The organism is Arthrobacter sp. B2060, from assembly GCF_059090445.1.
Genome location: NZ_JBNHFR010000009.1, coordinates 191,798 through 207,131, shown reverse-complemented (window position 1 = coordinate 207,131; position 15,334 = coordinate 191,798). Strand labels below are relative to the sequence as shown.

Sequence of the window (15,334 nt, the reverse complement as noted above, 5' to 3'; positions counted from 1 at the left end):
TCCTTCTGCCGTTCAAAGTATCTGGCATGGTTAGTTAAGTGCCTTAGCTTTCAGTGGCGGACGCTGCCTGGCCGGCAAACGACGAAACAATCTCCTGTGGCGTGCCACCATCGACAAGGCACGAAAGGCACTTGGACAGGGGCTGCGAGGCACTGCGCTGGCAAGCGCACTGGGCCACAGAGATCCTTGCCCTAAGACTGCCACCTGCCCGGGAAGCTGATAAACCACCACAAAGAGCGGCCTCACCTGCCCTTTAGGATGGGATGCTCAGGCGGCGAACAGTGCTGTGCGCACGGCCTTCTCAAAGCCATTTACGTGAGTGCGCGCCAGTTCTGCAGCACGGGCCTCGTCTTTGTCGATCACCGCTTGAAGCAGGTCGACGTGCTCATGGACATGCCGGGAAAGGTCCGGCAGGCGATCCAGGACCATGCACCAGATGCGTGTGGCCAGGTTGTCATAGCGGATCAGCACGTCCTCCAGATGCGGATTTCCCGCCGCAGCATAAATTCCCTGGTGCACGCGGGCGTCCAGCTGCAGGGTCTCCACAACTGTCGCGCTGTCCACGTCGAAGGACTCCACTGCAGCCACAATTCGCCGGAGACGCTCCCGGGCCGCTGCGCTAGCGACCCTGGCAGCACGGGAAGCGGCGAGCGGTTCCAGCTGCGCTCGAATCTCTGAGATAAACGCGAGGTCCGTGACCTCTACGCGTGTTGCGAAGGTGCCGCGTCTGGGATAGGTCACGACGAGCCGGTCCAGTTCGAGCCGCTTCAGGGCTTCCCTTACGGGAGTCCGTCCCACGCCAAGTTCCTTTGCAAGCCCTTCATCGTAAAGCGGCTCGCCGGGCTTGATTTCCAGGGTCAGCAGCCTGTCGCGTATCCGTTCGTAGGCCACGTCGGCCAGGGATTTCGAGCCAACGTCCTCGGTCACCGCCAGAGCTTCAAACGCCACCGTACCGCCTCTCCTATCGGCCAATAGTGACTATTGACCGTGTCCCTGCACCAGTATACGCTGGTCGCCAGTCCTAATATATCAATCAGTTGATCAAGCATATATCTATAGGAGGTCACGTGACCCTGGTGCAGACCACTCAAGAAACACGGCCCGCTCCGCAGGCGGAAGCCTCCGGAGAAGCGACCAGCCGGAAGTTCGTACTCACACTGTCGTGCGTCGAACGCGCGGGCATCGTTCAGGCGGTCACCACATTCCTGTTTGAGCGCGGATTCAACATCGAGGAGCACCAGCAGTTCGATGACGGCCTCCGCCAGACGCTTCACCTGCGTACCGCTTTTTCCGGGCCGGCGGACTTCGAACCAGCCAGACTTGATGAGGAGTTCCGTCCCATCGCGGAACGCTTCGAGATGAAATTCAGCTTTCACGACGAGACCAAAGAACGCGTTCTGGTGATGGTCTCCAAGTTTGGGCATTGCCTGAATGACCTGATCTTCCGCTGGCGCGGGGGCAGCTTGGGTGGAGAACTTGTCGCCGTCGTTTCCAACCACGAAACTCACCGGGCCATGGCGGAGGCCGCCGGCCTTCCCTTCGTATACATTCCGGTAACTCCCGAGACCAAAGAAGACGCCGAGCGCAGGCTGCTCGAGCTGGTCGACGAGTACAACGTCGACCTGGTGGTCCTCGCCCGGTACATGCAGGTGCTTTCCAATGACCTGTGCCGTGCTCTCGAGGGACGGGCGATCAACATCCACCACTCGTTCCTGCCCGGGTTCAAGGGCGCGCGGCCTTACCACCAGGCCTATGACCGCGGGGTCAAGCTGGTGGGGGCAACCGCCCACTACGTGACCGCGGACCTTGATGAAGGCCCGATCATCGAGCAGGAAGTCATCCGTGTCGACCATAGCTTTGGGCCGACCTCCCTCTCAACAGTGGGACAGGATGCAGAGGCATTGGCGTTGGCACGCGCAGTCCGTTGGCACTGCGAGCACCGTGTCCTGCTGGACCAGTCCAGCACCGTCGTCTTCCGTTGAGATCACCCAGGCACGAGCAGCAGCAGCGCACATTCAAAATCAGCAGGAGTAATTAACACATGGCATCGACACCACGCATTGTCATCATCGGCGCCGGAATCGTCGGCACTAATGTCGCCGACGAACTCGTGGCCCGCGGTTGGAACAACATCACAGTCCTGGACCAGGGGCCCTTGAACATGCCCGGCGGCTCGACGTCCCACGCCCCCGGGCTGGTCTTCCAGACCAACCCCTCCAAGACCATGACCAGCTTCGCCAAGTACACGGTCGAAAAACTGCTCTCCCTGAGCGAAGACGGCATCAACTGCTTCAACCAGGTGGGCGGCCTGGAAGTTGCAACCACCGAGACCCGCCTCGCGGACCTGAAAAGAAAGCTCGGCTACGCCGCATCGTGGGGCATCGAGGGAACGATACTGTCCCCTGCCGAATGTAAGGAGCTTTACCCGCTCCTGAACGAAGAGGACGTTCTCGGCGGTCTCCACGTTCCCAGTGACGGCCTGGCCAGCGCTGCCCGTGCAGTCCAGCTGCTCATCAAGCGCACGGAGGCCGCGGGAGTCAAGTACCTGGGGTCCACCACGGTGACAGGAATACAGCAGACGGACGGGCGGGTCACCGGCGTCGAAACCTCCGAAGGCATTCTTCCCGCCGATATCGTTATTTCATGCGGTGGATTCTGGGGCGCAAAGATCGGCGCCCTGATCGGCATGGCGGTGCCTCTCCTGCCGCTGGCACACCAGTACGTCAAGACTGCTCCTGTGCCCGCGTTGAAGGGACGCAACGAACTGCCGAACGGCGCCACGCTGCCAATCCTGCGCCACCAGGATCAGGACCTCTACTACCGGGAGCACGGCGAACGCTACGGCATCGGGTCTTACGCCCACCGCCCGATGCCCGTTGACCTCGAGGATCTGGGGACCTTCAGCCCGGAAGCCGTCAACGAACACAACATGCCCTCCCGCCTTGACTTCACCCTGGACGACTTCCTGCCAGCGTGGGAAGCCTCCAAGCAGCTGCTCCCGGGACTGGCAGAAAGCGAAATCGAGGATGGCTTCAACGGCATCTTCTCCTTCACCCCCGACGGCGGACCGCTCATCGGAGAATCCAAGGAGCTCGACGGCTTCTTCGTGGCAGAGGCCGTATGGGTAACGCACTCCGCCGGCGTGGCCAAGGCGGTGGCCGAACTGCTCACCACCGGCAAGTCAGAAACCGACCTGGGCGAGTGCGACATCACCCGCTTCGAAGACGTCCAGCTCACGCCTGAATACGTCAGCGAGACCTCCCAGCAGAACTTCGTGGAAATCTACGATGTCCTGCACCCGCTCCAGCCCAAGCTCTCCCCGCGAAACCTTCGCGTCAGCCCGTTCCATGCGCGGCAGAAGGAACTGGGCGGCTTTTTCCTGGAGGCCGGAGGCTGGGAACGGCCCTATTGGTTTGAATCCAACGCCGGACTCCTCAAGGAGATGCCCACGGAATGGCTGCCCCCGGCCCGTGACGCATGGGCACAGATGTTCAGTTCCCGGATCGCTGCCGCTGAGGCCTGGAAGACCCGCACGGCAGTGGCCATGTACGACATGACCCCGCTCAAGCGGCTGGAAGTATCCGGTCCCGGCGCCCTGAAGCTGCTGCAGGAGTTGACCACAGCGGACCTGGACAAGAAGCCGGGAGCCGTCACGTACACACTGCTGCTGGACCATGCCGGTGGGGTGCGGAGTGACATCACCGTTGCACGCCTCAGCGAGGACAGGTTCCAGCTCGGCGCCAACGGCAACATCGACACGGCGTACTTCACCAGGGCTGCGCGGCACCAAACCCAAAGCGGCTCAGCCACCGATTGGGTCCAGGTCCGGGACACCACAGGCGGCACGTGCTGCATCGGGCTCTGGGGCCCGCTGGCCCGCGACCTGGTCAGCGGCATTAGCGATGACGACTTCTCCAACGACGGTCTCCGGTACTTCCGGGCAAAGGATGTTGTCATCGGAGGAGTTCCGGTCACGGCCATGCGTCTCTCCTACGTCGGGGAACTGGGCTGGGAGCTTTACACGAGCGCCGAATACGGTCAGAGGCTCTGGGATGTGCTCTGGAAGGCCGGGCAGCCGTTCGGCGTCATCGCTGCCGGACGTGCGGCCTTCAGTTCCCTGCGCCTGGAAAAGGGATACCGCTCATGGGGCGCGGACATGACCACCGAACATGACCCGTTTGAGGCGGGTCTCGCCTTCGCCGTGAAGATGTCCAAGGACAGCTTCATCGGCAAGGGTGCACTCGAAGGCCGCACGGAGGAAGGTTCCTCCCGCAGGCTGCGGTGCCTCACCGTCGACGACGGCCGGTCCATCGTCCTGGGCAAGGAACCCGTGTACTACAAGGAGCAAGCGGTCGGCTACGTGACCAGCGCGGCCTACGGCTACACCATCGCCAAGCCGATCGCCTACGCCTACCTTCCGGCAGCCGTTTCCGTCGGCGATTCTGTCGAAATCGAATACTTCGGACGACGCATCAGGGCCACTGTTACTGAAGAGCCTCTGTACGACCCGAAAATGACCAGGCTCCGCGGCTAACCAGCCGTCGGGCCCCTTGGGGGCGCGCGGCCCGGACCCCTCCTCGCAACGGGAGCCGGGCTGCGCGCATCCCCTTCCCGCCCTCAGCATCAACCAGCCCAGGAATGGACAAATGATCGGTTCAGAAACACTTAATGACTACCTCGGCAGGCTTGCCTCGCGGAACCCCACGCCGGGTGGCGGTGCGGCCGCGGCGCTGCACGCAGCGCAGGGAGCGGCCCTGGTGGCCATGGTGGCAAGATTCAGCACCGGCGGGAAGTATGAGCAGCACGGACAGACAACGTCCAGAATCATTTCCGCCGCCGACCATCTCATTGACGAGGCGCTGCAGCTGGCCGACGCCGATGAAGTCGCCTTCGCAGATGTGATTGCCTCTTACAAGCTGCCCGCCACGAACGACTCGGAACGTGAGACGCGCGCAGCCGCCATACAGAATGCACTCGTTCAGGCTGCTCAGCCGCCCGCCCAGCTGATCAAGCTGTCGGGCGCCGTGGTGGAACTCGCCGCGGAACTTCTGGACATTGCCAACCCCAATGTCATCAGTGACATTGCCGCAGCCGCCGACGCGGCCAGGGCGGCTGCCACCACCGCGCGCGTCAACATAGACATCAACGTCGTCGCGATAAAGGACACGCGCGCGCGTGCCGCGCTGGCCGAACAAACTGACGGCCTTGAAGAAAAAGTCGTGCTGGCCGCTGACTCGCTCTCACAGCACGTACGGGAAAGGATCCTCCGATGACGGCATCTGTACTCTCCGGCAAGCCCCTCGCCAAGCTAATACAGCAGCAGGCCCAGGCAGAAGCCAAAGCCCTGGCCGACGAGGGCCTACGCCCGACCCTCGCCGTCGTAGTCGCCACCGAGGACAGCTCGACCCACTGGTACGTGCGGTCCATCGAGCGCGCCTCGGAAAGTGCCGGCATCGAGTGCAGGATTATCGACCTCGGCCAGGACGCTACAGAGCAGGTCCTCGTTGCGGTGCTGAAAGACCTCAGCGCGGAGCCTTCCGTCAATGGAATCATCCTGCAGACTCCCCTGCCCCCGGGCGTCAGAAGCCAGGAGCTGGTCAGGCACATCGACCCGGCAAAGGACATCGATGGCGCTAACCCCTTGAGCCTGGGACTCCTCACGGTGGGTCAACGTGCTTTCGCCCCGGCTACTGCGCGCGCGGTAATAGAAATGCTTGACCACTTCGACATCCCGGTAGCCGGCCGCAGTGTGGTGGTGGTGGGGCGTTCAGCCGTGGTTGGCAAGCCGCTGTCCCTCCTCCTGCTGCAGAAGGACGCCACCACGACCGTCTGCCACTCGCGGTCAGGCCCTCTGGAGAAGTACACCAAGACTGCCGACATCGTGGTTGTTGCTGCCGGCCGCACCGGGCTGCTCACCGGGACTGACGTTTCTGACCACTCTGTAGTCATCGACGTAGGTACCAATGTGCTTTCCGACGGCTCACTCGTCGGCGATGTCGACGAAGCCAGCGTCCAGGCCGTTGCCTCTGCCCTGACACCGGTCCCCGGCGGCGTCGGCTCAGTCACCACATCCCTGCTTCTTCTCCACACCGCCGAAGCGGCGCGGGAACAGTCGCACGCAGCGCCGGTGCCAGCACTCACACAATGACGGGGACGGCAATCGCACGCCGCACTGCACAACATCCCACCGCCACACCCACCTGCACCAAGGTCGTGGCAGACTGGACCGCGCTGATCCCGGGCGACTTCGTCACAGTGCTGGAATCGTACACGGTCCCGCACAGCGGCTGGATCGATGCCGTGACCGAGGATGGCACCATCATCTGGCTGATTCTGGCCTTCGGCCGTGGCCGCCGTATGTTCTTCCGCCATGACGGTGACGTCATCACGGTCGAGGTCCCAGAGGCAGCAGCTGGTGAGCATGAAACGTCCGCACAGATTTGAAGGAAGAGCCAATGGCCTCTAAAGCCCCCCGCGAGAACATCGATGAGTCAAAGCTGACTGTCGGGAAACCCAAAACCAAGGCTGTGGGCATTCCCGCGGTGGCCAATGCGCTGAAGATATCCCTTGAGCAAATGGGCCCGCTCCGGAGCGTGCAGACTCTTTTGGCGGTCAACCAGGTCGACGGCTTTGACTGCATGGGTTGCGCGTGGCCGGAGCACGAGAAGCGCAACGCTGCGGAATTCTGTGAGAACGGCGCCAAAGCCGTAGCGGAGGAGGCCACACGCCGCCGCGTCACGCCGGAATTCTTCGCCAGGCATTCCATTGCCGAGTTGAAGACACGTGATGACTACTGGCTTGGACAGCAGGGCAGGCTGACCCACCCGATGGTCCTGGATGAGGGCGCAACCCACTACCGGCCCATCGAGTGGGACGACGCCCTGGAAATGATTGCCCAGGAACTCAGGGGCATGGACGACCCTGACCAGAGCGTCTTCTACACCTCCGGGAGGACGTCCAACGAGGCTGCGTTTGTGTACCAGTTGCTAGTGCGGGGCGTGGGCACGAACAACCTCCCGGACTGTTCGAACATGTGCCACGAGTCTTCCGGCTCGGCCCTGGTCGAGACCATCGGCATTGGCAAAGGATCGGTCAGCCTCACCGATCTGGAAACGGCGTCCCTGATCTTCGTGGCCGGCCAGAATCCAGGCACAAATCACCCGCGCATGCTCAGTGCGCTGGAAAAGGCCAAGAAAAACGGCGCAGCCATCGTATCCATCAACCCGCTCCCCGAGGCCGGACTGCTGCATTTCGAGAACCCGCAGACCATCTCAGGCACGCTGATTGGCACCCAGCTGACTGACGATTTCCTTCAGATCCGGGCCGGCGGCGACCAGGCACTCTTCCAGGGACTGGGCAAATACCTCCTGGAAGCAGAACGTGCAGGCAGGAAAAGCCCCGGCCTGTCCACCGTTTTGGACCACGACTTCATCGAAAACCATACGGTCGGCCTCGAGTCGTATCTGTCGCAGTTGGACCAAGTCCGCTGGGAGGACATCATCGAGGGCAGCGGCCTCACCATGGAACAGATCGCGGCTACCGGAGAACGCCTCCTGGCATCAGACTCCACCATTGTCTGCTGGGCGATGGGCCTGACCCAGCACAAGCACTCGGTGCCCACCCTCCGTGACGTCGTCAACGTCCTGCTGCTGCAGGGCAACATCGGAAAGCCCGGAGCCGGGGTATGCCCCGTTCGGGGACACTCCAACGTCCAGGGCGACCGGACCATGGGCATCTTCGAACGGATGCCGGAAAGTTTCCACGACAGGCTTGACCAGGAGTTCCAGTTCCGTTCACCCCGGGCCCACGGCTACGACACCGTCGCCGCAATCCGGGCCATGCGGGACGGCAACGTCCGGCTGTTCGTGGGCATGGGAGGGAACTTCGTCCGGGCGGCTCCGGACTCGGATGTTACCGAGGAGGCCCTGGCCAATACCCGCCTGACGGTCCAGATTTCAACGAAACTGAACCACTCCCACCTGGCAACGGGAAAACGTGCCCTGATTCTGCCGACGCTGGGCCGTACGGAAAGGGATACCCAGCGGTCCGGCGACCAGAGGGTGACCGTGGAGGATTCAATGAGCGCTGTTCATGCATCCCGCGGAAGGCTAAAGCCCGCCAGCGAACACCTGATGTCCGAGGTCGCCATCGTCTGCAACCTCGCCCACAAGGTGTTCACGGACGCCTCCGGCCTCCCCCTCCCCAACGCGCCAGTAGCTGACTGGCTCTCGCTCGGGGACGATTACTCCCTGATCAGGAAGCACATCGAAGCTGTCATCGATGGCTTCGAGAATTTCGAGGAGAAAATTCAGAACCCCGGCGGTTTCGTGCTGCCCCACCCGCCACGGGATACAAGGGAATTCAAAACCCAGTCCGGCAAGGCGCACTTCACGTCCAATGCCCTGGAATACCTTCGGGTCCCGGCCGGCCGGCTGATCCTGCAAACACTGCGTTCACACGACCAGTACAACACCACCATCTACGGCAAGGACGACCGATACCGCGGAATCTACGGCGGCCGGCGCGTGGTCCTGGTCAACGAGGCGGACATAGCCGAGATGGGCTACGCGGACGGGGACATGGTCGATCTGGTCTCGGAGTTCCGTGGAACAGAACGCCGGGCCGAGAGTTTCCGGATCGTGTCCTACTCCACGCCCAAGGGTTGCGCAGCCTCCTACTACCCGGAAACCAATGTGCTGGTGCCGCTGGACTCCGTGGCGGACACCAGCGGAACCCCGACGTCCAAGTCCGTCATCGTCAGGCTGGAACCGGCAGGAGCGAACAGTCATGCATGAGGCTACCGAGACCGGACTGCGCACCAAGGGGGTGGACCTCCCACGCGCGGAGCGGGCGGTCCGTGAGTTCCTCCTTGCCGTGGGCGAGGACCCTGACAGGCCTGGCCTGGCCGAGACACCGGCGCGGGTGGCACGCGCCGCTGTGGAAATGTACGGTGGCCTTCACGAGGATCCCGTGTCAGTACTTGATAAGACGTTCGACCTCGGGCATGAGGAACTGGTCCTCGTTAAAGACATTCCTTTCTACTCCACCTGCGAGCACCACCTGGTGCCCTTCCACGGAGTGGCCCACGTTGGATATATCCCTTCGGCCGAGGGGCTGGTAACAGGTCTGAGCAAACTGGCCAGGCTGGTGGATGCATTCGCGCGGAGACCTCAGGTGCAGGAACGGCTGACGACCGAGGTGGTGGATGCTCTTGTCTCTGCCCTTCGGCCGCTTGGGGCGATAGTGGTGGTGGAATGTGAACACCTCTGCATGTCCATGAGGGGAATCAGGAAGCCGGGAGCTAAAACCATTACCTCCGCAGTAAGGGGGGAGTTGCGCTTACCGGCAGCCCGCGCGGAAGCGCTGAGCCTGATCATGGGCCGTCGGTGAAATTCTAAAACGGAGACCTTCCGCTTGATATATCTTTAGGATATATTTGGAATATCAAATCGCGGTCCGGCTTCTTCCGCTGCGGAAGTCCGCCTGCCGGAACTCTGCCCGGCTTCCAGCTGGGTGACGAGGCTGCAGAGCAGCTTCATGGAATGCGATGTCGTTTCCCGTAAACGGTGTTTCGGTTGGCCTGAAAACCTGGGGAGGTAAGCGCCGAAACACCGCTTTCGGGAAACGAACAGATAGAAAACCACTTCAGCAACGAGGGAACGACCAGTGCTAGCTCAAGCCCTTCCAATTGCCGGCACACAGGCCGAGGACGGCGGGCGGGCCGCGGACCGGGAACACACCTGGGCGGAAGCCCGCCGCTTGGCTTTTGACTGCGCCTCGCCCCTCGGACCAGAGCGGGTCCCACTCGGTGAGGCGAACGGAAGAACTCTGGCGGCCGACGTCACAGCGCTTCAGGAGATGCCGCACTACGCCTCGTCCGCAATGGACGGCTGGACGGTTAATGGTTCCGGCCCGTGGGTGCTGACGGAACCAGGGAACCCCCTCAGTGACGGGCAGGCCAGCCCTGTCGTTACCGGCGGAGTGATCGCTCCAGGCGCCCAGGCTGTGCTCCGGGTGGAGAGCGGACGGCTAATGACCAACGCGGCCGGCCAGCCCACGCTGATGGTGGCCGAGAGCGCATCACCCGGTGAACCTCGTCATGGCCAGCACATCCGCGCGTCGGGCGAGGAAGCGGCAGCAGGTGAAGTCCTGATCGCCGCAGGAACCACATTGAACCCTGCCCACATCGCCCTGGCCGCCGTCGCCGGCTTCGACCAGCTGGACGTGCAGCGCAAGCCGCTGATCAAAATGCTGGTCACTGGCTCAGAGGTGGTCACGGCCAGAGTCCCGGCCCCGGGACAGGTCAGGGACGCTTTCGGGCCGCAGCTCAGCACAGTCATCCAAATGCTCGGGGGCATCCCGGGGCCGCTGGTCCGCATCGGGGACTCCTATGAGGAATGGCTGACAGCACTGGGTGCCGCTGAACCGCCGATGGGGCCCTGGCCTGAGGTGATCGTTACCACGGGAGGCACGGGGCGCTCCGGCGCCGACCATTTCCGGGCTGCCACGGCCGCTCTCGGCGGACAACTCCTCATTGATGGCATCGCCATGCGGCCCGGCCACCCGGCTGCCTTGGCCCAACTGCCCAATGGGCGTTTCGTCGTCGGACTCCCGGGCAACCCGCTGGCCGCCTTAATGGCCCTGTTCACCATTGGCGCTCCGCTGCTGGCCGCACTGGGCCACCAGCCCCTGCCCGACATCAGCCGGCTGCCGTGCGGCACGGTCATCGATGCCCACGCGGCACCCACACGGCTTATGCCCTTCCGTTGGGTCAATGGCCGGGCGACGCCGGCCCACTACACCGGACCCGGCATGATGCGCGGCCTGGCCTCCGCCGACGGTGTCATGGTGGTCCCGTCGCGCGGCGTTCAGCTAGGGGAGCCGGTTCCGGTATTCGCCCTCCCGTGGCGGCCAGAGCTGCAAAACGCACCGGCATGGCGATGAGGATCATATGAGAACCAACACGCGAGGAGTGTTCACCACGTGGCACGCATGACGCAACGGCGAAAGGTCCACCGGTACCTCCTGGATGGCTCCGCGGCCGCCATTGAATACCCCGTGCGCCTCAGGGAGGACGTGCTGGCGGCCGAGGAACCGCTGGAAATCCGCTTCGGCAACATGTCCTTTGCTGTGACCATGCGGACACCCGGGGACGACTTTGACCTCGTCGCCGGTTTTCTCGTCTCTGAAGGCATCATCAGCAACCAGTCGGATCTCGTGTCACTCCGCTTTTGCGCGGGCGAGGATGAAGACGGCAGACAAACCTTCAACGTCGTCGAAGCCCAGTTCCGTCACGGTTTGACCCTGCCGGATACCGGCCGGCACATTTACACCTCCAGCTCCTGCGGCATCTGCGGCAGCACATCCATCGAAGCCGTTCGCAAGACCCTCATGGTCAGCCCTCGGGATGACCAGCTGCGCGTGCCGGTTAACGTACTGGCGCGGCTCCCCGAACAGTTGCGGGAAGCTCAGGCGCTGTTCGATAAAACCGGAGGCGTCCACGCGGCAGGGCTGTTCAGAATCACCGACAGCGATGAAGCCGAGCTGCTGTGCCTCCGCGAGGACGTGGGCCGCCACAATGCCGTGGACAAGGTGGTCGGGTGGGCTCTGCGCGAAGGGCTTCTGCCCTTGCGCGGTACTGTCCTGCAGGTCTCGGGCAGGGCGTCATTTGAGCTGGTTCAGAAGGCTGCCCTCGCCGGCATTCCGGTTTTGGCGGCGGTCAGCGCACCCTCGAGCCTCGCGGCGGACCTTGCTGCCGAGACCGGCGTCACCTTGGTGGGTTTCAGCCGGGGCAGGAGCCTCAATGTGTATGTGGGCGAAGAACGGGTCACGATCCCGGAAACCGACACCGGTGCGAACATCTGAAAGGAAACCAGTGGCTGATTTTGAAGTAATCGGGGCCGCCCTTACCGCCGATCCCATCTCCGAGGACGATGCCATTGCCGCGGTCGAAGGTGCCGAGGCGGGCGCCGTTGTCAGCTTCCGGGGCGTTGTTCGCAACCACGACGGCGGCAAGGCCGTCGAGCGGTTGAGCTACACCGCGCATCCCACTGCGTCCAAGGCAATGTTGGAGGTCGTGGCCACTCTTCGCGAGGAACACTCGGAGGAGACCGGCCACCCCGTCCGCATTTGGGCGGCCCACCGCGTTGGCGACCTGAAGGTCGGCGACGTGGCCCTTGTGTGCGCCGTGGCGGCCGCTCACCGCCGTCAGGCGTTCACCATTTGTTCCGAACTGGTGGACCGCATCAAGGCAGGCGTACCGATCTGGAAGCAACAGCTCTTTGGCGACGGCTCGGTCGAATGGGTTGGCGCGGACGAGCCGATGTTCCGCCGCACCCGCAGGCCCGACACCGAATCCAGGGCCGAAAAACTTCCTTCGTAACTGTCAAGTAATCAATAAATTAGGAGAAAGATGACTTCGAACATCTCTGCGCCTGCCGTCTCCACGACACAGTCCGGTGCTCCGGTCACGTCCGATGCCCATTCCAAGGCTGTCGGCGCCGACGGTGCGATCATCCTCACGGATCACTACCTGGTGGAGAAGCTCGCGCAGTTCAACCGCGAGCGGGTTCCGGAGCGTGTGGTGCACGCCAAGGGCGGCGGCGCGTTCGGTACCTTCAAGACCACCGAGGACATCTCCAAGTACACCAAGGCCGCGTTCCTGCAGCCCGGCGTGGAGACCGAGATGCTGATCCGTTTCTCCTCCGTCGCCGGTGAGAACGGCTCCCCGGACACCTGGCGGGACCCGCGCGGGTTCGCGGTGAAGTTCTACACCTCCGAGGGCAACTACGACCTCGTGGGCAACAACACCCCGGTGTTCTTCATCCGCGACGGCATCAAGTTCCCGGACTTCATCCACTCCCAGAAGCGCCTGCCGGGCACGCACCTGCGGGACGCGGACATGCAGTGGGACTTCTGGACCCTGTCCCCGGAGTCCGCGCACCAGGTGACCTGGCTGATGGGTGACCGCGGCCTGCCGGCGTCCTGGCGGGAAATGCAGGGCTACGGTTCGCACACCTACCAGTGGATCAACGCCGAGGGCGAGCGGTTCTGGGTCAAGTACCACTTCAAGTCCAACCAGGGCGTGAAGAACATCACCGGCGAGGAAGCCGAAGCCCTCGCGGGCTCGGACGCGGACTTCTACATCCGGGACCTGCACGAGAACATCGAGGCCGGCAACTTCCCGTCCTGGGACCTGCACGTGCAGGTCATGCCGTACGAGGACGCCAAGACCTACCGGTTCAACCCGTTCGACCTGACCAAGGTCTGGCCGCACGCGGACTACCCGCTGATCAAGGTCGGCACCATGGAGCTGAACCGGAACCCGGAGAACTACTTCGCGCAGATCGAGCAGGCCACCTTCGCGCCCTCGAACTTCGTGCCCGGCATCGCCGCGTCCCCGGACAAGATGCTGCAGGCCCGGATCTTCTCCTACGCCGACGCGCACCGCTACCGTGTGGGCACCAACCACGCCCAGATCCCGGTGAACCAGCCCAAGAGCCAGGTCAACAACTACAGCCAGGACGGCGCCGGACGCTACCTGTTCAACGCCCCGTCCGTTCCGGTCTACGCCCCGAACACCCTCGGCGGCCCGGCCGCGATCGAGCCGCAGAACCCGGCCGGCGGCTGGGAGAACGACGGCGAACTGACCCTCGCCGCGCACTCCCTGCACGCCGAGGACGGCGACTTCGTCCAGGCCGGAACCCTCTACCGCGAGGTCTACGACGACGCCGCCAAGGCCCGCCTGCTGGACACCATCACCGGCGCCGTGGGCGGCGTGAAGAGCCCCGGCATCAAGGAACGCGCCATCCAGTACTGGACCAACGTCGACGCCGAACTCGGCGCCAAACTCCGCGCCAACCTCGGCGCAGCCCCCCTCTCCGACGCAGAGGCAGCCAACAAGATCGGCTAACAAAGCCTTCCAGCTGAAAAGAACCCCGCCACGGCACCCACACTGCCGCGGCGGGGTTCTTTTGTTCTTTGCATCTTGGATGCCCGGTACAGGATCCGTACAGAGCTGGGGGCTACACGCAACGATGACCCCGGGCCGGGGCCCGGGGTCATCGTTTGGTTATTTGGTTATCGGGGCGGGGCTTACGAGGCCGGGGTGGCGGTCTCTTTGCGCTGCAGGGTTTCGGCCCGTTCCTCCAGCGGCGGGGTGTCCGCGGTGAGGCCCAGCAGGGCTTCTCCGGAGAGCGGCACGTCGCCGACGGTTTCCTGGACCCAGTCGTGGAAAGCGCCGATGTGGTGCTCGCTGGGCACCAGCACGCCGCCCTTGGCGTAAGACTTGGAGGCCATGCCCGGCTGGCACCGCTCGCAGGCATCGAAGTCCTGCATGTTCACCCGGTGGAACAGCTCAACGGAGGCGCTGACGTCCTTGCCGGACTCCACCACGGAGGGCAGGTACAGCCAGTCACATTCGACGATCGTGTGGTCCGCGGACATGGGGAACATCCGGTGGATGATCACGTGGTCCGGAACCAGGTTCACGAACACGGTCGGCTTGATCGTGATCGCGTAGTAGCGCCGGTCCTGGTCCTCGGCCACACCCGGGATGACGTCCAGGCCCTCGGAGCCGTCCACGGTGAAGCCCTTGATGTCCTCACCGAACTCCGCGCCGTGGCCCACGAAGTACTGCGCGGCCAGCCCGTCAGCGAACTCCGGCAGCACCTCGGTCAGCTCCGGGTGGATCGTGGCGCAGTGGTAGCACTCCATGAAGTTCTCAATGATGAGCTTCCAGTTCGCCTTCACGTCATAACGGATCCGCCGGCCCACGGACAGGTTCGCCACGTCGTACCCGTCAATGGCGTGCACGTTGCCCAGGCGTTCCTCGATCGCGCCCATGACGTCCTCCTCGAAGGACGGCGGCTCCTCGGCCAGGCACACCCACACATACCCCAGGTACTCACGGATGTGGACCTTGTTCAGGCCGTACTCGTCCCGGTCAATGTCAGGCATCTTCGTCAGGTTCGGCGCCGCGATCAGCTTGCCCTCGAAGTCATACGTCCAGGCGTGGTACGGGCACTGGAAGTTACGGGCCGCTTCGCCCTTTTCCTCCATGCACAGCTTCACCCCACGGTGCCGGCACACGTTATAGAAGGCACGGATCTGCCCCTTGCGGGTCCGCGAGATCAGCACGCTCTCCCGACCCACCTGCACCGTCTGCCACGCCCCGGGCTTGTCCAGGTCCGAGGACCGGATCGCGCAGAACCACATCTGCTCGAAAATACGCTCCTGCTCGGCCCGGAAAATAGCCGGATCCGTATACAAATGACCGCCCAGCGTCGGGATCAGGCTCGGGGTGCTTACCTCAACAGACAATTTTTACTCCTAA

13 protein-coding genes are annotated in these 15,334 nt (G+C 63.4%); 11 read left to right on the top strand and 2 right to left on the bottom strand.

Going from position 1 to position 15,334, the window contains the following annotated elements; translation table 11 throughout:
• Window positions 1-267: 267 nt before the first annotated feature.
• Window positions 268-948 (bottom strand): GntR family transcriptional regulator, encoded by a 681-nt coding sequence (locus AC5RUM_RS16240; RefSeq protein WP_494035896.1) that lies wholly within the window; start codon window positions 946-948, stop codon window positions 268-270.
• A 119-nt stretch (window positions 949-1,067) separates the two neighbouring features.
• On the opposite strand from AC5RUM_RS16240, the gene purU reads away from it, so the two are divergent.
• The 11 genes from purU (at window position 1,068) to AC5RUM_RS16185 (ending at window position 13,912) form a co-directional block, all read left to right on the top strand.
• The gene (purU, locus tag AC5RUM_RS16235; protein ID WP_494035895.1) at window positions 1,068-1,982 is read left to right on the top strand and encodes a formyltetrahydrofolate deformylase; all 915 of its coding nucleotides are present in this window, start codon (window positions 1,068-1,070) and stop codon (window positions 1,980-1,982) included.
• A 59-nt stretch (window positions 1,983-2,041) separates the two neighbouring features.
• The gene (locus tag AC5RUM_RS16230; protein ID WP_494035894.1) at window positions 2,042-4,534 is read left to right on the top strand and encodes a GcvT family protein; all 2,493 of its coding nucleotides are present in this window, start codon (window positions 2,042-2,044) and stop codon (window positions 4,532-4,534) included.
• A gap of 112 nt (window positions 4,535-4,646) precedes the next feature.
• Entirely contained in the window at window positions 4,647-5,273 is a 627-nt protein-coding gene (locus AC5RUM_RS16225) for a cyclodeaminase/cyclohydrolase family protein (RefSeq protein WP_494035893.1), read from the top strand.
• Window positions 5,270-6,148, top strand: a complete 879-nt coding sequence (locus tag AC5RUM_RS16220; protein WP_494035892.1) for a bifunctional 5,10-methylenetetrahydrofolate dehydrogenase/5,10-methenyltetrahydrofolate cyclohydrolase — start codon at window positions 5,270-5,272, stop codon at window positions 6,146-6,148. Before AC5RUM_RS16225 ends, AC5RUM_RS16220 begins: the two co-directional genes overlap by 4 nt.
• Entirely contained in the window at window positions 6,145-6,444 is a 300-nt protein-coding gene (locus AC5RUM_RS16215; protein WP_494035891.1) for a hypothetical protein, read from the top strand. The genes AC5RUM_RS16220 and AC5RUM_RS16215 overlap by 4 nt, the downstream gene beginning before the upstream one ends.
• A gap of 11 nt (window positions 6,445-6,455) precedes the next feature.
• Complete coding sequence (locus AC5RUM_RS16210) at window positions 6,456-8,795, top strand: FdhF/YdeP family oxidoreductase (RefSeq protein ID WP_494035890.1); 2,340 nt, start codon at window positions 6,456-6,458, stop codon at window positions 8,793-8,795.
• Window positions 8,788-9,390, top strand: a complete 603-nt coding sequence (gene folE, locus AC5RUM_RS16205) for a GTP cyclohydrolase I FolE (RefSeq protein WP_494035889.1) — start codon at window positions 8,788-8,790, stop codon at window positions 9,388-9,390. Before AC5RUM_RS16210 ends, folE begins: the two co-directional genes overlap by 8 nt.
• A gap of 276 nt (window positions 9,391-9,666) precedes the next feature.
• Window positions 9,667-10,944 (top strand): molybdopterin molybdotransferase MoeA, encoded by a 1,278-nt coding sequence (locus tag AC5RUM_RS16200; RefSeq protein WP_494035888.1) that lies wholly within the window; start codon window positions 9,667-9,669, stop codon window positions 10,942-10,944.
• Window positions 10,945-10,983: 39 nt separating this feature from the next.
• The gene (gene fdhD / locus AC5RUM_RS16195; protein WP_494035887.1) at window positions 10,984-11,865 is read left to right on the top strand and encodes a formate dehydrogenase accessory sulfurtransferase FdhD; all 882 of its coding nucleotides are present in this window, start codon (window positions 10,984-10,986) and stop codon (window positions 11,863-11,865) included.
• Between the two features lie 10 nt (window positions 11,866-11,875).
• Window positions 11,876-12,382, top strand: coding sequence for a molybdopterin synthase catalytic subunit (locus AC5RUM_RS16190; RefSeq protein WP_494035886.1), 507 nt, complete (start codon window positions 11,876-11,878; stop codon window positions 12,380-12,382).
• 30 nt (window positions 12,383-12,412) lie between these two features.
• Window positions 12,413-13,912, top strand: a complete 1,500-nt coding sequence (locus AC5RUM_RS16185; protein WP_494034708.1) for a catalase — start codon at window positions 12,413-12,415, stop codon at window positions 13,910-13,912.
• Between the two features lie 182 nt (window positions 13,913-14,094).
• On the opposite strand, the gene AC5RUM_RS16180 is transcribed toward AC5RUM_RS16185, so the two are convergent.
• Window positions 14,095-15,321: an aromatic ring-hydroxylating oxygenase subunit alpha gene (locus AC5RUM_RS16180; protein WP_494035885.1), complete on the bottom strand. Its 1,227-nt coding sequence runs from the start codon at window positions 15,319-15,321 to the stop codon at window positions 14,095-14,097.
• Window positions 15,322-15,334 lie beyond the last annotated feature (13 nt).